Annotated in this window: 14 protein-coding genes; 8 read left to right on the top strand and 6 right to left on the bottom strand. The window is 74.4% G+C overall.

All coding sequences use genetic code 11. The features are described from left to right. Positions 1-124 precede the first annotated feature (124 nt). Positions 125-526 (bottom strand): hypothetical protein, encoded by a 402-nt coding sequence (locus MET2598_RS0121505; RefSeq protein WP_018262301.1) that lies wholly within the window; start codon positions 524-526, stop codon positions 125-127. 252 nt (positions 527-778) lie between these two features. Between MET2598_RS0121505 and MET2598_RS0121500 the strand changes: the two genes are divergently transcribed. Both MET2598_RS0121500 and MET2598_RS42275 read left to right on the top strand, forming a co-directional pair. Continuing rightward, positions 779-2,839 (top strand): ATP-binding protein, encoded by a 2,061-nt coding sequence (locus tag MET2598_RS0121500; RefSeq protein ID WP_012331227.1) that lies wholly within the window; start codon positions 779-781, stop codon positions 2,837-2,839. 155 nt (positions 2,840-2,994) lie between these two features. Further along, complete coding sequence (locus MET2598_RS42275; protein ID WP_020493667.1) at positions 2,995-3,150, top strand: hypothetical protein; 156 nt, start codon at positions 2,995-2,997, stop codon at positions 3,148-3,150. Between the two features lie 220 nt (positions 3,151-3,370). On the opposite strand, the gene MET2598_RS0121490 is transcribed toward MET2598_RS42275, so the two are convergent. From MET2598_RS0121490 to MET2598_RS0121475, 4 genes are all read right to left on the bottom strand, one after another. After that, the gene (locus tag MET2598_RS0121490; protein WP_026190859.1) at positions 3,371-4,129 is read right to left on the bottom strand and encodes a 5-formyltetrahydrofolate cyclo-ligase; all 759 of its coding nucleotides are present in this window, start codon (positions 4,127-4,129) and stop codon (positions 3,371-3,373) included. Positions 4,130-4,340: 211 nt separating this feature from the next. Beyond that, the gene (locus tag MET2598_RS0121485) at positions 4,341-5,537 is read right to left on the bottom strand and encodes a pyridoxal phosphate-dependent aminotransferase (protein ID WP_012331230.1); all 1,197 of its coding nucleotides are present in this window, start codon (positions 5,535-5,537) and stop codon (positions 4,341-4,343) included. A 145-nt stretch (positions 5,538-5,682) separates the two neighbouring features. Continuing rightward, positions 5,683-5,991, bottom strand: a complete 309-nt coding sequence (locus MET2598_RS0121480; RefSeq protein ID WP_012331231.1) for a putative quinol monooxygenase — start codon at positions 5,989-5,991, stop codon at positions 5,683-5,685. Between the two features lie 160 nt (positions 5,992-6,151). Beyond that, positions 6,152-6,403, bottom strand: coding sequence for an SDR family NAD(P)-dependent oxidoreductase (locus tag MET2598_RS0121475; RefSeq protein WP_018262299.1), 252 nt, complete (start codon positions 6,401-6,403; stop codon positions 6,152-6,154). A gap of 314 nt (positions 6,404-6,717) precedes the next feature. Between MET2598_RS0121475 and MET2598_RS0121470 the strand changes: the two genes are divergently transcribed. Both MET2598_RS0121470 and MET2598_RS0121465 read left to right on the top strand, forming a co-directional pair. Next, positions 6,718-8,136 (top strand): sodium:solute symporter family protein, encoded by a 1,419-nt coding sequence (locus tag MET2598_RS0121470; protein ID WP_012331233.1) that lies wholly within the window; start codon positions 6,718-6,720, stop codon positions 8,134-8,136. A gap of 61 nt (positions 8,137-8,197) precedes the next feature. Then, the gene (locus MET2598_RS0121465) at positions 8,198-9,055 is read left to right on the top strand and encodes an AraC family transcriptional regulator (protein WP_012331234.1); all 858 of its coding nucleotides are present in this window, start codon (positions 8,198-8,200) and stop codon (positions 9,053-9,055) included. 49 nt (positions 9,056-9,104) lie between these two features. Here the strand turns inward: MET2598_RS0121465 and MET2598_RS0121460 are convergent, their stop codons facing one another. Then, complete coding sequence (locus tag MET2598_RS0121460; RefSeq protein WP_018262298.1) at positions 9,105-10,163, bottom strand: trypsin-like serine peptidase; 1,059 nt, start codon at positions 10,161-10,163, stop codon at positions 9,105-9,107. Positions 10,164-10,386: 223 nt separating this feature from the next. Between MET2598_RS0121460 and MET2598_RS0121455 the strand changes: the two genes are divergently transcribed. Genes MET2598_RS0121455 through MET2598_RS0121440 form a run of 4 tightly spaced genes read left to right on the top strand, consistent with a single transcriptional unit; the run spans position 10,387 to position 16,235 of the window. Then, positions 10,387-13,353, top strand: a complete 2,967-nt coding sequence (locus tag MET2598_RS0121455) for a xanthine dehydrogenase family protein molybdopterin-binding subunit (protein ID WP_018262297.1) — start codon at positions 10,387-10,389, stop codon at positions 13,351-13,353. Beyond that, the gene (locus tag MET2598_RS0121450) at positions 13,350-14,189 is read left to right on the top strand and encodes an FAD binding domain-containing protein (RefSeq protein ID WP_012331237.1); all 840 of its coding nucleotides are present in this window, start codon (positions 13,350-13,352) and stop codon (positions 14,187-14,189) included. The genes MET2598_RS0121455 and MET2598_RS0121450 overlap by 4 nt, the downstream gene beginning before the upstream one ends. Then, a complete protein-coding gene (locus MET2598_RS0121445) occupies positions 14,177-14,701 on the top strand; it encodes a (2Fe-2S)-binding protein (protein ID WP_012331238.1) in 525 nt (174 codons plus the stop codon). The genes MET2598_RS0121450 and MET2598_RS0121445 overlap by 13 nt, the downstream gene beginning before the upstream one ends. After that, positions 14,694-16,235: an AMP-binding protein gene (locus tag MET2598_RS0121440; RefSeq protein WP_012331239.1), complete on the top strand. Its 1,542-nt coding sequence runs from the start codon at positions 14,694-14,696 to the stop codon at positions 16,233-16,235. The genes MET2598_RS0121445 and MET2598_RS0121440 overlap by 8 nt, the downstream gene beginning before the upstream one ends. Positions 16,236-16,254: the final 19 nt, after the last annotated feature.

Genomic DNA, 16,254 nt, shown 5'->3' with positions numbered 1-16,254 from the left:
GCGGAGGCGCGCGGCCCCTCGGGACGCCGCGGCGGCGGGCGGCCGGGTCGGGCGCGGGCGGGCCGGCCCGCCTCGGACCCGCGGCGCCCCTTGCCCGGGGCCGGTCGGCCCTCGCGGGCAAGGGTCACGAGGTCGCCCGCCCCGCCAGCCACAGGACCAGCGCGGCGACGAGGCCGGTCACCGCCGCCTGGACGATGATCCGGGTCTCCGCGTCCCATCCGAGATCCGGCCCGAGCCACCGGTTGAGGACGATGCCGGCGAGCGCGCCGAGTCCGCCCGCGGCGGCCCCGACCAGGGGTCTGCGGTGCAGCGGGCGAGGGTCCTGCGGCCGAGGCCGGGCGGGCGGCGCGCCTCCCGAAGGGGCGGGCCGCCGGCCGGCGCGGACCGGCTCGTCCGCGACGCTCCGGGCGGAGTGGCCGCCCAGCGGAAGCGCGCCGCCGCGGCGCGGGGCCTCGTCGTGCGGTGCGGTCTCGGTCCGATCCGCGCCGCCGGCGCGGGTCTCGGGGGCCCGCCGGATCGCCATCATCGTCGTCCTCGAAAGGCTGATGCGGGAGCCCGCGCCGCGCGCGAGCCCGCCGGACCGAATGATGCCGTCATGGCACGGGTCGGCGGTGCTCGGACGCACCGGGAGCGGCCGCCCGGCCGGGCGGCGCCGGCCGCATCCTCCCCCGCGCGGCTCGTCCTTTTGTCACAACCTGCGCGGCGCGTTCGGACGTGACGGTCACCGCCACGGTGGGGTACTCCCTCTTAGTAAATTCGACCGTGGGGAGCGCCGCACGTGCGCCGGGGTCTCGTCCTACTCGCCCTCGCCGCGCTCCTGCCGCTGATCCTGCTCGCGGGCGGCCTGTCGTTCCTCCTCCTGCGTCAGCAGCAGACGCTGATGCGCACCGGCGCGGTCCACCACGTCGCGCAGATGCTCGGGGCCGTGGAGCGGGAGCTGCTCACGCAGGTCGAACTCCTCAAGGTTCTCGCGCAATCCCCGCTGCTCGACGGCGACCGGCCCGATCTCGCCGCGTTCCACGCCCTCGCCGAGCGCTTCAAGGCGCAGCTGCCGCTCTGGCACCGGGTCATCCTGGCCGATACCGGGGGGCAGATGGTGGTCCGCACCGGCGCGGCGTTCGGGACGCCCCTGCGGGCGGTCGTGGACGAGACGAGCTACCGGCGGGTGCTCGAGACCGGCGAGCCCACCATCGGCGACGTCGCCGGGCCGGGTCAGCCGGGCAGCGGGCCGCCCCGCGCCAGCTTCCGGGTTCCCGTGCTGCGGGAGGGCAGGATCCGCTTCGTGCTCACGGGCGTCGTGTCCGTCGAGCGGCTCGCGGCCCTGCTCGCCGGCCCCGGCCTCGATCCCGCCTGGCGCCCCTACCTCGTCGACGGCGCCAACCGAATCGCCGCGAGCGCGCGCGTGCCGGAGCTGGTGGGGGCCCTGGCGATGCAGCCCACCATCGAGGCGCGCCGGACGCGCTCGGCCGGGCTCTACGAGGGGACCGCCCCCGACGGCGAAGCGCTGGTCACGGCCTTCCGCAAGTCGGAGCGGACCGGCTGGTCCGTCCACCTCGCCATTCCGCTCGCGCTCTACGCCGCGCCGCAGCGGCACGCCGCCTGGATCCTCGGCACGGCGGCCGCGGCCGCCCTCCTGCTGAGCGGCCTCTTCATCCTGCTCCTGCGCCGAGAGCTGCGGGCGCAGCGCCAGGAGGCGCTCCTCCACGCGCGGGCCCTGCGCATGGAGGCGCTCGGGCGCATGACGGGCGGGGTCGCGCACGATTTCAACAACCTGCTCATGGTCATCCTGGGCAACCTGGAGATGCTCGGCCGCCGCCTCCCGGAGCCCCGCCTGGAGCGCTACGTGACGGCGATCCGCAAGGCGGCCGAGCGCGGCACGCACCTCACCCGCGAATTGCTCGCCTTCTCGCGCGGCCAGGGCACCCGGACCGAGGTCGTCGACCTCAACGAGCGGCTGGGCGCCACCCTCACGATGATCCGCCAATCGGTCAGCGGGCCCATCGCGGTCGAGACCGACCTCGCGCCCGGACGGCACGCGGTGAGGCTCGATCCGCTGCAATTCGACCTGGCGCTGCTCAACGTCGCGGCCAATGCGCGCGACGCCATGCCGGACGGGGGACGCCTGGAGATCACGACCCGGCGCGTCCCGCTGCCGGACCGCTCCGGGCGCGACGGGGTGGCGCTCGCGATCAGGGACACGGGCAGCGGCATCACCGAGGAGGCCCTGCCGCACGTGTTCGAGCCGTTCTTCACCACCAAGGAGGTCGGCAAGGGCACGGGGCTCGGCCTCTCCCAGGTCTACGGCTTCGCCAAGTCCTGCGGCGGGCTCGCCGATGTGGAGAGCCGGGCCGGCCAGGGAACCACCATCACCCTGCACCTGCCCCTGGCGCGGGAGCCCGTGTCCGAGGCGACGCCGACGCTCGCGACGCCGGCGGCGCGGCTCGTCGGCTCCCCGGACCGGGTCGTCCTGGTCGACGACAACGACGAGGTGCGCGGGGTGACGGCCGCCTTCCTCGAGGAGGCGGGTTTCCGCGTCGCTCAGGCGAGCGGGGCGCAGGCGGGCCTGGACCTGCTGGAGCAGGGCGGCGCCGACATCCTGGTGAGCGACCTCGTGATGCCGGGCGGGATGGACGGGCTCGCCCTCGCCAACGAGGTGCGCCGGCGCTGGCCGGCGCTGCCGGTCATCCTGGTCTCCGGCTACAGCGCCTCGGCGGCGGCCGCGACGGAGCAGGGCTACACGCTCTACATGAAGCCGTTCGACATGGCCGAGCTCGCCCGGGGCATCCGGGCCCGGATCGGCCGGGGCGAGGCGCCGCCCGCGGCGGCCGCGCCGCGCTGATCCCCGCCGGCGCCGCGCCGGCGGCGCGGGCCGTCGGGCCTCACCCGGCCGTGACCGACCCGCGGGGCGCGACACGTCAGAAACAAACTACGTATTAACTACGTAGGCGCTGACTCGCGCGTATGCCGAAGCCCCCCGGACTGCCCGCATCCACCTTGGCCCAACAGCTTCTGAGGAGCGTCCTGCACCCGAGCACGCCGCTCGCGCAGCCCACCCTGGTGGAGGTGTGGAAGCGCAGGACCCTGTCCTCGGCGGCCGGAGACGTCGCGGCTCAGCGACTCCTGGACCTGCGCGACAAGGGCAAGCTGTGATCCGGGATCCGGTTGATCACAGCGCAGCCCGGATCCCGCGCCCGCGCGGCGCCTGAGCGAAGCCCCAATCCGCCATCCCGAAGGGATCGAGCGGATCATGAGCCCGCGCGGCGCCTGAGCGAAGCCCCAATCCGCCATCCCGAAGGGATCGAGCGGATTGGGTGTGAGACCCGCGCCGATCGGAAGGTGATCCTCTCCCCGGAGCGGATCGGCGCCCGCCTCAGCCGGCGGGCGCCGGGCGCGGCTGCGCGCCCTCCTCGGTGACGATGACGTCCATGGGCACGTCGTGCGGCTGAGGGTGGATCGTGTCGAGGCGGGCGAGCGCGAAGCCGACGCCGATCACCCGGGGCCTGACCGGCATGGCCGCGATCGTGCGGTCGTAGAAGCCGCCCCCGTAGCCGAGGCGGTAGCCGGCCGGATCGTAGCCGACGAGCGGCGCGATCAGCACGTCGGGATGCACCGCCTCGCCCTCGGCCGGGATCGGGATGTCCCAGACGCCGCGGGTCATCGCGATCCCGGGCCGCCACTCCCGGAACTGCAGCGGCTGCGCCTTCTCGACGACGACCGGCAGCGCGAGGCGGGTGCCCCTCTCCCGCAGCGCCGTCAGGACGGGCCGGGCATCGAACTCGCCCCGGAAGGGCCAGTAGAAGCCGATCAGCCCGCCGGGCGCCCCGGCGAGCGCGGCCTCGAGCCCGCGGCCGATGCGCGCGCTCCACGTCTCCCGCTCCTGGGCCGAGATCTGCATGCGCCGCGCGATCAGGGCGGCCCGGGTCTCCTTCCGCCACCGCCTCACCGTCGGCCAGTCCGGCGCGCCGCCTTCGGCGGACGCTCCCGGGTCGCCGGCCGCCCCGAGGCCGAGGGAGGCCGGGTCGAGTTCGTGCATGAAGCAGGGCGGCGAACTGTACTCGCCGAACGCGCTCGCCTCGCGGTGTTCCGGCTCGGAAGCCTTCTCGGACGGCTTGGATGAACCTCCGGCCATGGTGTCCCCCATGATCGCGCCAGGGCGGCGGCGCGGGCCGCCTCCGATACCGACGGTCATCTCTCGTGACCGTCGGTTCCCTTCTCGCACCTTCGCCACGCCATGAGCTCGTGTCGAAGGTGCGAGATGGTCCAACGCGTGATGGCCCGAAGCGGTCCCCGGTTCGGCGGCGCCGCGGCCGGGAGACCCCGCGCGGAGGCGCCCGCGCCGGTCAGCGCCCGAGGCTTGCGGAGAGGCGGGACACGGCCTCGCGGGCCAGCCCCGGGCTGATCGCGAAGCAGAGACGGATGAATCCCTCGCCCTCCGGGCCGAAGGCGGTGCCCGGCGCGACCCCGACCTTCGCCTCGCGCAGGAGCCGGAAGGCGAGGTCGAGGCTGGACTCGCCGCCCGCCACGTGGGCCATCAGGTAGAACGCGCCTTCGGGCATCGCCACCGTGACGCCGGGCAGGCGCGACAGGCCGGAGACCAGGATCTCCCGGCTCTCGGCGCAGCGATTGACCATCGTGCGGATGAAGCCGTCGCCCTCGTCGAGCGCCGCCACGGCGGCGTGCTGGATGAAGGTCGGGATCGAGGTCGTGTTGTACTGGCCGAGCTTGGCGAAGGTGGGGCCGAGGCCGCGCGGGTGGACCAGCCAGCCCGCCCGCCAGCCCGTCATGGCCCAGTTCTTGGAGAAGGTGTTGGTGACGATCAGCCGGTCGTCCTCCGTGCAGATCTGCAGGAAGGACGGCGCGATCGCGTTGCCGTAGGTGAAGTGCGCGTAGACCTCGTCCGAGAGGATCCAGAGGCCGCGGGCCCGGGCGAGGTCGCGCAGGGCCTTCATCTCCGCCAGCGGCATCGTCCAGCCGGTCGGGTTCGAGGGCGAGTTCACCACCAGCACCCGGGTGCGCGGGGTCAGGGCCGCCTCGATCGCGGCGAGCGGCAGCGCGAAGCGGCCGTCGGCCAGGACCCGGTAGGGCACCGTGACCGGCACCCCGCCGGCGATGCGCACGGCCTCCGCCAGGTTCGGCCAGGCGGGGGACGGGACGATGATCTCGTCGCCGGGTTCGAGGAGCGCCTGCGCCGCCTGCATGATCGCGTTCATGCCGCCCGCCGTGACGGCGAAGCGGTCGGGTGGGACGTCCACGCCCCAGTGCCGGGCGTGATAGGCGGCGAGCGCCTCGCGCAGGCGCGGCAGGCCGAGCGACGTGGCGTAGCGCGTGTGCCCGGCCTGCATGGCCCGGTGCGCCGCCTCCACGATGAAGGGCGGCGTCGGCAGGTCGCCCTCCCCGATCCACAGCTTCACCACCTCGGGATCGTCCCGGCCGCGGTCGGCCACGAGCCCGATCTGGCTCGTGCCGATCCCGCGCATGCGCGGGGAGAGGTCGCCGGTGAGGTCGGCCGGGGGCGTGGGGGGCACCGCGTGATGCATCGTGGGGTCGAAGCTCGGTCGGGATGGGACGGGCCGGGCGCGAGGTTCGTTCGGGTTGAACCGGGTCCTGCGCGCGCGCCGCTTTTGCCGCGTTTTCCGACGCGCCGCCATCCGCCGCGTCGCGGCGCGCGCGGCGCGCCCGCGCTCACGCCGGCGAGAGCACGTGGATCGCCCGCGAGGCGACGAGGTCCCTCGTGCGCGCCCCGAAGGCCAGCATGTGCGGCGCGGCCGCGTGGGCCCGCAGCGCGTCGAGGCTGGCCCATTTCTCGATCACCACGAAAGTGTCCGCGCCGAGCGGCGCCTGGGAGGGGCCGGCGCCCTCGGCATCGATCGCGGCCCCGTACTCGATGCAGCCGTCCTCGGCGTGGACGGCGGGCAGGTTCGCCCGGAAGGCCTCCAGCACCTCGTCCCGCTTGCCGGGCTTGGCCGTGATGATGGCGAGGACGTGGATCACGGTGAACTCCCCCGGTCGGAGCGGCCGCCTCCCCGGGCCGGAGGGCCGCGGCGGCCCGCTCGATCCCGCGCGTTGTGGCACGCGCGGCGGCGCCGGAACACCCCCGCGCCTCCCCGGGGCCCGGCTCAGATCCCGCCCGCGAGGTAGCCGCCGTCCACGGTCAGCACCCGGCGAGGCTCGGCGCGGCGCCGGGCTCGGTCACGTCGGCCGCGGAGGCGCGCGCCGCGGGGCTGAGCGCCCGGAGTTGGTCCAGCGCCGCGTCGAGCGTCTCCGGGCGGCGCGCCGCGATGGCGATGCGGGCGCCGGCCCGGGCGAAGCCGTGGGCGGCGGCCTCGCCGATGCCGCTGGAGCCGCCGATCACCAGGGCGGTCATTCCGGTCAGGGACGGGGCGGTCGAGCCGATGGGGAGCATGGCCAAGCCTTCACTGCGCAACCGGCGAAGCCGGCGCGGGGCAACGCGGCCGGGACGGTCGCGGACGCGGCGGGATCGCGGCCCGTCCGGCACCGCCCGCCCGGGCGGGGCGAGCCGCCGACATCATGGCGGCTGATCGGCGAGATCAGTTTTCTCTATTTGCTGAAGAGTTTCTCCGCACGCACGATCGGGTCCGACGCGAGCGCATCCGACGCAAGTCTCCACGCGCGACCGCCCCTAGAAGAACCGGGAGGAACCATGATCACGTCTCGCGCCCCGCGCCGCGCCGCGGCCGGCTGACGGACCGGGCCGCCATGCAGCCGAACTGGATCGTGCTGTCGCTCACGCTGGCCTACATGGCCGCGATGGGCGTGATCAGCCTCGTCGCGCGCCGCCACGCCAGGAGCGCCGGCAGCTTCACCTCGGGGGGCGCGCGCTACCCCGCGGTGCTGATCGGCTTCCTGCTGATGTCCGAGTTCATCGGCACCGCGGCGAGCGTCGGCACCACCCAGACGGCCGTGAAGGTCGGCCTCTCGGCGGCCTGGAACATCGCGGCGCTCGGCATCGGCTTCATGCTCTACGCGTTCTTCCTCGCGGACCGGTTCAAGACGCTCGGCGAGAACACGATCTCGGGCGCCCTGGCGCGGGCCTACGGCCGGCCGACCAAGCTCGCCACCTCGGTGATCATGATCTTCGCCCTGCAGATCGTGGCGATCTCGACCTATGCGGGGGGCGGCACCGTCCTGTCGGGGCTGCTGCGGGTCGACCGCAGCACCGCGATCGTCCTCACCGGGGTGGTGGCGACGCTCTACGTCGGCGTCGGCGGCATGCACTCGGTGATCTACACCAACGTCCTGCACGCCCTCGTCAAGTACATCGGCATCCTGGTCGCCGCCGTCTTCGCGCTCTCGCAGGTCGGCGGCCTCGGCACCCTGCAGGCGCAGGTCCCGGCCCGGATGTTCGCGGCCGACACGGTCGGGTGGGCGCAGATCTTCGCGTGGCTCGTGGCGGGGATCGGGGCGGTCTTCTCCACGCAGTACGTGATCCAGGCGATCAACACGGTGGAGGACGGGCGCACGGCCCGGGCGGCGAGCTTCTGGTGCGCGGTCCTCCTCGTGCCCTTCGGCCTCCTCGCCGCCCTCGTCGGGGTCTGCGGCGGGGTGCTGATGCCGGCCCTGCCGCCGATCCAGGTGCTGCCCGCCCTGATCGGCCGGATGGACGACCTCCTCGCCGCGATCGTGGTCGCGGGGCTCGCCGGCTCGCTGTTCGGCACGATCTCGGCCCTCAGCATCGGGGCGGCGACGCTCCTCTACAAGGACTTCTACCTGCCCCTGCGCGGCGAGGAGGGGCGCGGCGCGCTCGCCTTCGTGCGCGTCGCCACGGTCGTCGTCGGCCTCGTCCCGATCCCGCTGGCGATCTACGCGCCGGACATCCTGAAGGTCACCTTCCTGGCCAAGTCCCTGCGCACCACGCTGGCGGTCCTGGTGCTGTTCGCCTTCTACGCGCCCCAGTTCGCCCGGCCGCGCGCCGCCGTCGTCAGCATCCTGTCCTCCCTCGTGCTCACGATCGGCTGGTTCCTGGCGGGCGATCCCTTCGGAATCGACAACGCCTACGTGGCCCTCGTCATCCCGCTCGTCGTGATGGGGGCCGACCGCCTGCTGGCCCGGCCGAGCCCCGGCGCGCCGGCCCCGTTGCCGGTATCCGGGCCGGCCGCGACGCTGCCGCGAAAGTAGAGGCCGCGAATGAGCCCGTCCGCGGCTGGCAGCGGCCGTGGCCGGGTGCTAGATTCCGACGATGTCTGAGGCTCTCGAGATCGCGTACGGAGATTTCGGCCGCGTCGCCCTGCTCGACATGGATCGCGGGCTGGTCCGGCACGCCCATCCGCATTGTCACGTGCTGCTCAAGGTGGAGGGCGACGACACGCAGTTCCTGGTCGGGGAGCGGGTGGTCAGCCTGACGGACATGCAGGCGGTGCTCGTCAACGCCTGGGAGACCCACGCCTACCTGCACGATCCGCGCCGCGAGCCGGCGATGATCCTCGCCCTCTACATCGAGCCGGCGTGGCTCGGCGCCTTCCGGCACAATTGGTCGGCGAGCGGCGCCCCGGGCTTCTTCCACGAGCCCGCCGGGCAGGTGACGGCGCCGATCCGCGCGCTGGTGCGCGACCTCGCCGCCGAGATGGTCTACGCGCCCGGGTCGCGGCGCGTGCGCGACGAATTGCTGCCGGGGCTGATGATCGCCCTGATCGAGCGCTTCACGAAATGGCGCGAGATCGGCACCTCCCTGCGCGAGGCGAGCCGGTCCGCGCGGGGGGATTGGCGCGTGCGGCGCGCCATCGCGCGGATGCGCGGGGAGGAGGGGCTCGGCCTCGGCGCCGACGCCCTGGCGCGGGAGGCCGGCCTGTCGCGGGCCCATTTCTACCGCCTGTTCGAGCGGACCACCGGCGCCTCGCCGCACGTCTTCCTGAACGCGATCCGCGTCGAGCGAGCCGTGGAGGCGATCGTCGGCGGCGACGAGAGCCTCGCGGATCTCGGCACCAAGCTCGGCTTCTCGGCGCCCGCGCATTTCTCGCGCTTCTTCCGCGACCATGTCAGCGTGCCGCCGAGCGTCTTCCGCACGATCGTGCGCCGGACCGCCGCCTGCGCGGCCTGACCCGCGGCGGCGCGTCCCGGGAGCGCTGCCCGCCGCGTCGAGGACCCCCTCAGGGATCGCCGCTCCGCGCCTGGCTCACGAGGCTCGTGAGATCGGACCCGCCCGAGCAGTAATTCTCGGTCCCGGTCAGAAAGACGTTCCCGACGGCCGACACGACCGCGACCACGAAGGGACCGTCGGACCAGAACCCGAACATCGGCCCGCCGGACTGGCCCGGCATCAGGTCGGCCGCGGTCGTCATCGCCCGGCCGGAGCCGTAATCCCACGCGTCCTCGTCGAGCTTCTTGTTGCGCTGGTAGATCGGGAACAGGCCCGCCGACACGTCGTCCGGATAGCCGATGTTCCACCACCAATCCTCCTCGTCCCAGGCGCTGTCGTAGGTCCGCACGCCCATCCAGCCGAAGCGGTCGCCCAGGCGCTGATCGACCACCAGGACCGCGTAATCCTCGTCGACCGTGCTGGCGCCGGGATCGCCGGTGATCTTGGTGAAGGTCCACCGCCGGACGGTCCTGGCGGTCGCCGCGGCGGTCGCGCCGGCCCGGTGCACCTCGATCGTCTCGGCGGTGCCGCCCCAATTCACCACGTGGCTCGCCGTCAGGACGTGGCGCGGGCCGACGAGCACGCCCGACCCGGTCTTCCCGGAACTCAGGATCTTGCACACGCAGCCCCACGGGTACCGGGTGTCGTCGTAGCTCCGCCGGTCGTCCTCCCCCCAGACGACGAGCGGGTCGACCGGGATCCCGCGATGGACCAGGCGGGGCGGCAGCCTTCGGGGTGCCTGCACCGGCCTCAGGGCGGACGAGACCCAGGCCGGGCGATGCGGCGCGATCCGCTCGCGCGGGCTGCCCATCCCCTTGCGCGTCGTCTGGTCCGGGACCGCCCTGGCGACGGAGAGGTCGGACCAGAGGTGGCGCAGGGTCTCCGGCACCGGCTCGCTCGCCTCGATGCACGGATCCCGGTCGCGCAACTCGTCCCAGGTCAGCGGCCTCTCCTCGCGCCGCGCCCGGGCGGGCTGCGGCGGGCCCGAATTGTCCAGATTCATGTCCGACCCCTCGATCCGGCGCTCTGCGGAGGGGAGGATCGGACCATAGTTGAGGATCGGCAGCATCCCCGGATCGAAGGACAGATCTGATCGGGCCTCCGGCGAGGACGCGGCCGCGGATCGGCCCGCGCGGCCGCCCCGCTCGGATTTTGAGACGTTTCGGTAAGTCGTGAGACGGGCGCGCCTCACGGCCCGCCGGCGCCCGGAGGCAGATTGTCCGCGACGAGGCCTGCCAAGAGGCTCGGGTCAAAGAGACTCGGGTCAAGAGCCTCGGGCGAGGAAGCGAGCATTGGGCATCGAGCAACGCCGCTCCGTCGGGCAGTCGGTCGAGCGCGTCGAGGACGCGGCTCTCCTGTCCGGACGCGGCCGCTACATCGACGATCTCGGGCACAGGCCGGGCACGCTGCACGCGGCAATCCTGCGCTCGCCGCACGCGCACGCGGACATTCTCGCCATCGACGCCGCGGCCGCCCGGGCGCTCCCGGGCGTGGCGGCGGTGCTCACCGGGAGCGACCTCCTCGACCTCGCCGGGCCCCTCGTGCCGGCCCTGCGCGCCGCCGTCGACGCGCGCGCGATCGCGGTCGACCGGGTCCGCTACGTCGGCGAGCCGGTCGCCGTCGTGCTGGCGCAGGACCGCTACCTCGCCGAGGACGGCTGCGACCTGATCGAGGTCGCCTACCGGGCCCGTCCCGCCGTCGTCGACCCGCTGGCGGCGCTGGAGCCGGACGCCCCGGTGCTGCACGAGGGCGTGGGCCGCAACCTCGTCAGCGACCGCTCCTTCCGGTACGGCGACCCGGAGACCGCCTTCGCGCAGGCCCCCCGCACCCTCTCGGTGACGGTCCGCTACCCGCGCAACACCGGCTCGCCGATGGAGACCTACGGGGTCCTCGCCGAGTACGACCCGGGCGACGGGTCCTACGACATCCTCGCCAACTTCCAGGGGCCCTTCAGCATCCACGCGGTGATGGCCCGCGCGCTCAAGGTCCCGGGCAACCGCCTGCGCCTGCGCACGCCGCCGGATTCCGGCGGCAGCTTCGGGGTCAAGCAGGGGGTCGCGCCCTACGCGGTCCTGATCGCCGCCGCCGCCCGGGCGGTCGGGCGGCCGGTCAAGTGGATCGAGGACCGGATGGAGCACCTCGCCGCCTCGGTCTCGGCGACGAACCGCGTCACCACCCTGACGGCGGGGTTCGACGGGGAGGGCCGCATCGCCGTCCTCGACTGGGACCAGGTGGAGGATTGCGGCGCCACCCTGCGCGCGCCGGAGCCGGCGACCCTCTACCGGATGCACGGCAACATGACGGGCGCCTACGCGATCCGGCACGTGCGCATCCGCAACCGGGTGGTGCTCACCAACAAGACGCCGACCGGCCTCGTGCGCGGCTTCGGCGGCCCGCAGGTCTACTACCCGCTCGAGCGCCTCGTGCAGCGCATCGCCGCGACGCTCGGCCTCGACCCGCTCGACGTGATCCGCCGCAACCTGATCCCGGCCGACGCCTTCCCGTACCGGACCGCGACCGGGGCGCTCTACGATTCGGGCGACTACCCGCGCGCCCTCGACGAGGCGGTCCGGGACGGCGACCTCGCGGCCCTGCGCCGCCGCCGCGACGAGGCCCGGGCGGCGGGCCGGCTCTACGGCATCGGCTTCACGGCCGCGGTCGAGCCCAGCGTCTCGAACATGGGCTACATCACCACGGTGCTGAGCGCCGCCGAGCGGGCCAAGGCCGGCCCGAAGAACGGCGCCCAGGCCACCGCGACCCTCACCCTCGACCCGGTCGGCTCGGTGACCGTGCAGGTCGCCTCCGTGCCCCAGGGCCAGGGCCACCGCACCGTGCTCGCCCAGGTGGTGGCGGACGTCCTCGGCATCCCGATGGATCAGGTGCGGGTGACGGCCGACCTCGACACCGCCAAGGACGCGTGGTCGATCGCCTCGGGCAACTATTCCAGCCGCTTCGCCGCCGCGGTCGCCGGGGTGGCGCACCAGGCCGCCACGCGCCTGCGCGCGCGCCTCGCCCAGGTCGCGGCGGCCCAGCTCAACGTGCGGGCCGAGGACCTCGTCTTCGCGGGCGGCCGCGTCGCCTCGCGCACGAACCCGGACGCCGCCCTCCCCTTCGCGCGCGTCGCCGCGACGAGCCACTGGTCGCCCGGCCTCGTGCCGGACGAGGTCGGCGCGGTCATCCGCGAGACCGCCTTCTGGTCGCCGCCTGAACTGACCGCGCCGGACCCGGCCGACGCGGTCAATTCCTCCCTCTGCCACGGCTTCATCTTCGATTTCTGCGGCGTCGAGGTCGATCCGGTGACCGGCAAGCTCGCCGTCGACCGCTACGTCTCGATGCACGATTGCGGCCGGATCCTGCATCCCGGGATGGTCGAGGGGCAGGTGCGCGGCGGCTTCGCGCAGGCCCTGGGCGCGGCCGTCTACGAGGAATTGTCCTACGGCGAGGACGGGGCCTTCCTGGCCGGGACCTTCGCCGACTACCTCCTGCCGACCGCGACCGAGATCCCGGACCTCACCGTCCTGCACCTCGAGAGCCCCTCGCCCTTCACGCCGCTCGGCGCCAAGGGGGTCGGGGAGGGCAATTGCATGTCGACGCCGGTCTGCCTCGCCAACGCGGTCGCGGACGCGCTCGGCGTCGAGACCATCGACCTGCCCCTGACCCCGGCCAAGCTCGCGGCCCTGGCCGCGGGCGGCGACGAGCCCGCCCCGCCGGAGGGCCGCGCCGCGGCGGCCGCCCGGCCCGGCGACCGCACCATGCGGGGCGAGGGCGCCGCCGCGGTCGCGGCCTCTCCCGAGGCGGTCTGGGCGATGCTCCTCGATCCCGCCGTGCTGACCTCGGTCATCCCCGGCGCGCACGGGGTGCGCAAGCTGTCGGACACGCATTTCCGCGCCGACGTCACCCTCGGCGTCGGCCCCGTGAAGGGGCGCTACAAGGCCGACATCACGCTCTCCGACCTCGATCCGCCCCGCGCCGCCACCCTCGCCGGCGCGGTGACGGGGGCGCTCGGCAATGGCGGCGGGCGCGGGCGGATCACCCTGGAGCCGGACGGCCGGGGCGGCACCCGGATCGGCTACACCTACGAGGCCTCGGTCGGCGGCAAAGTCGCGGCGGTGGGCGGGCGGCTCCTCGACGGGGCGGCCCGGGTGATCATCGGCGGGTTCTTCGCGGCGCTCGCCCGCCGGGCCGGCGGGGGCGCGGCCGCGGGCGGCGCGCCCGGCCTCCTGCGCCGCCTCCTCGCGATGCTCGGGATCTCGGCATGAAGCCCGCCCGCTTCGACTACCTGCGCGCCGAGAGCCTCGACGAGGCCCTGCAGGCGCTGGCCCGCCACGGCGACGAGGCCCGGATCATCGCCGGGGGCCAGTCCCTCGTGCCGATGCTGAACATGCGGCTGACCAAGCCCGCCCTCCTCGTCGACGTGATGCGGATCGAGGCCCTGCGCGCGCCCCGGCGCGCCGACGGCGCCCTCGTGGTGCCGGCGGGCGTGAGGCAGGCCGCCCTCCTCGACCGGCCGGGCTTCGCCGAGGCGCAGCCCCTCCTCGCCGCCGCGATGCCCTGGGTAGGCCACGTCCAGACCCGGGCCCGCGGCACGCTCTGCGGCTCCGTCGCCCACGCGGATCCGAGCGCCGAGATCCCGCTCTGCCTCGTCGCCCTCGGGGGCGAGGTGCACCTGCGCTCGGCCAAGCGGGCGCGGCGCGTGCCCGCGGAGACGTTCTTCGCCGGCATGATGGTGACCGACCGGGCCGACGACGAACTCGTCGAGGCGGTCGGCCTGCCCGCGCGCGCCCCGGGCACGGGCTACGCCTTCGCGGAGGTGGGCCGGCGCCACGGCGACTTCGCCATCGTGGCCTGCGCGGCCGTCGTGGACGGCGCGCGCATGCGCCTCGCGGTCGGCGGCGTCGCCGACCGGCCGACCGCCCGCGACTGGCCCGCGCTCGACGGGGCGGCCCTCGACGACGCGCTCAACGCCTTCGCGTGGGACCTCGGCGCGGGCGACGACGTCCACGCCACGGCCCGCTACCGCCGCGACCTCGTGCGCCGCCTCGGCCGCCGGGTTCTGGACCACGCCGCAGAGGAGGCGCGCCGATGCCGAAGCTAGGGGCGGGAGCCCGCCACGCGGTCGCCTTCACGCTGAACGGCAGCCCGGTTCGGGTCGAGGTCGAGCCGCGCACGCTGCTGACCGATGCCCTGCGCCACGGGCTCGGGATGACCGGCACCCATGTCGGCTGCGAGCACGGCGTCTGCGGCGCCTGCACGGTGACGATCGACGGCGCGTCGGCCCGGGCCTGCCTGACCCTCGCGGTCGCGGTCGAGGGCTGCGACCTCACCACCGTCGAGGGGCTGGCGCCGGAGCCCGGACGGCTCGGCCTGCTCCAGGCGGCCTTCCGGCGCCACCACGCCCTGCAATGCGGCTTCTGCACGGCCGGCATCCTGATGTCGCTCGACGCCTATCTGCGCCGGCACCCGCGCGCGTCGCGGGCGGACCTCACCGAGGTGATCGGCGGCCATCTCTGCCGCTGCACCGGCTACGCCCCGATCATCGAGGCCGCCTGCGAAGCCGCCGCCGCCCTGCGCGGCGACGCGATCGAGGAGACCCCATCCCATGCTTGACCTCGGCACCAGCTTCCTGGCGAGCGTCTCCCGCGACCCGCGGGGCCTCGCCATCGTGGACGGCGAGACCCGCCTCACCTACGCCGAATGGTACCGGATCATCTCCGGCGTGGTCGCGGGGCTCGACGCGCTCGGCCTTGAGCCCGGAGATCACCTGGTCACGGTGCTGCAGAACCGCCTGGAGGCGGCGACGCTCCACTGGGCCTGCCAGTTCGCCGGCCTCGTCCTGACGCCGATCAACTGGCGCGCCAGCCCCGAGGAGATCGACTTCGCGGTCGGGAACGCGGGCGCGAAGGCGCTCGCCTACGAGGAGGTGTCGGCGCCGAGCGTGCGGGCGAGCGGGGGCGCGCGCGCCTGCCCGCGCATCGCGGTCGGCCTGCCGCCCGAGCCCGGCGAGACCGCCTTCGCGGCCCTCGCGGCCCGGGACGCCGCGCCGGCCGCGCCGCGGGCGGATGCCGAGGCGATCTCGCTGATGCTCTACACCTCGGGCACCACGGCCAAGCCCAAGGGCGTGCCGCGCCGCCACCGGGCGGAGCGGGCCGCCGCCCTCGCCCACGTGGCCCAGAACCTCTACGGGCGCGGCGAGCGCACGCTCGGCGTGATGCCGCTCTACCACACGATGGGGGTGCGCTCGCTCCTCGCCATGTCGTTGATCGGCGGCGCCTTCGTGTGCCTGCCGCGCTTCGACGTGGCGGCGGCTCTGCGCCTGATCGCGGCCGAGCGGGTGACGAACCTCTACCTCGTGCCGACCCTCTACCACGACCTCGTCCACCATCCGGACTTCGCGGCCACCGACACGTCCTCGGTGCGCAAGCTCGGCTTCGCGGGCGCGCCCATGACGGACGGGCTCCTGCGCCGGCTCACCGAGGCCTTCCGGCCGGACCTGTTCGTCAACCATTACGGCTCGTCGGAGGTCTACACCTTCACGATCAACCAGGACGCCGCGGGCAAGCCCGGATCGGCCGGGCGCGCCGGCCTCAACACGATGGTGCGGATCGTGCCGCTCGGCGCCACCGATCCGGAGGCGGCGGCGCCCGGCGAGGAGGGCGAGATCGCCGTCATCGCGCGCGGCGACGAGGCCTTCGAGGGCTACTGGCACCGCCCCGAGGCCGACGCCAAGGCCTTCCGGAACGGCTGGTACTTCACGGGCGACACCGGCTTCATGGACGCGGACGGCGACGTCTTCGTCACCGGCCGGGTCGACGACATGATCATCACGGGCGGCGAGAACGTCTCCCCGGTCGAGATCGAGAGCTGCCTGTCCCTGCACCCGGCCGTCTCGGAGGTCGCGGTGGTCGGCCTGCCCGACGAGCGCTGGGGCAAGGTCGTCACCGCCTTCGTGAAGCGCCGCGGCCCGGCCGACGAGGCCGCCCTCGACGCCCATTGCCGCGCCGCCGGCCTCCCGAGCCACAAGCGCCCGCGCGCCTACGTCTTCGTTGCCGAGATCCCGAAATCCCCCGTCGGCAAGCTCCTGCGCCGCCAGCTCGTCGCCGGCGCCTACGAGGCCGAGGGCGACCCCTCCGCCGCCGCCTGACGCGGCCCCTCCCCCGACG

It is taken from the genome of Methylobacterium sp. WSM2598 (assembly GCF_000379105.1).
Classification (GTDB): domain Bacteria; phylum Pseudomonadota; class Alphaproteobacteria; order Rhizobiales; family Beijerinckiaceae; genus Methylobacterium.
The sequence above is the reverse complement of the archived record's forward strand: the minus strand, read 5'-3'. Positions and strand labels throughout refer to the sequence as shown.

Coding starts and splice junctions, on each gene's coding strand:
- MET2598_RS0121440 (WP_012331239.1), top strand. CDS start 14,694: ATGCTTGACCTCGGCACCAGCTTCCTGGCGAGCGTCTCCCGCGACCCG.
- MET2598_RS0121450 (WP_012331237.1), top strand. CDS start 13,350: ATGAAGCCCGCCCGCTTCGACTACCTGCGCGCCGAGAGCCTCGACGAG.
- MET2598_RS0121445 (WP_012331238.1), top strand. CDS start 14,177: ATGCCGAAGCTAGGGGCGGGAGCCCGCCACGCGGTCGCCTTCACGCTG.
- MET2598_RS0121485 (WP_012331230.1), bottom strand. CDS start 5,537: ATGCATCACGCGGTGCCCCCCACGCCCCCGGCCGACCTCACCGGCGAC.
- MET2598_RS0121470 (WP_012331233.1), top strand. CDS start 6,718: ATGCAGCCGAACTGGATCGTGCTGTCGCTCACGCTGGCCTACATGGCC.
- MET2598_RS0121490 (WP_026190859.1), bottom strand. CDS start 4,129: ATGGCCGGAGGTTCATCCAAGCCGTCCGAGAAGGCTTCCGAGCCGGAA.
- MET2598_RS0121505 (WP_018262301.1), bottom strand. CDS start 526: ATGATGGCGATCCGGCGGGCCCCCGAGACCCGCGCCGGCGGCGCGGAT.
- MET2598_RS0121465 (WP_012331234.1), top strand. CDS start 8,198: ATGTCTGAGGCTCTCGAGATCGCGTACGGAGATTTCGGCCGCGTCGCC.
- MET2598_RS0121475 (WP_018262299.1), bottom strand. CDS start 6,403: ATGCTCCCCATCGGCTCGACCGCCCCGTCCCTGACCGGAATGACCGCC.
- MET2598_RS0121460 (WP_018262298.1), bottom strand. CDS start 10,163: ATGCTGCCGATCCTCAACTATGGTCCGATCCTCCCCTCCGCAGAGCGC.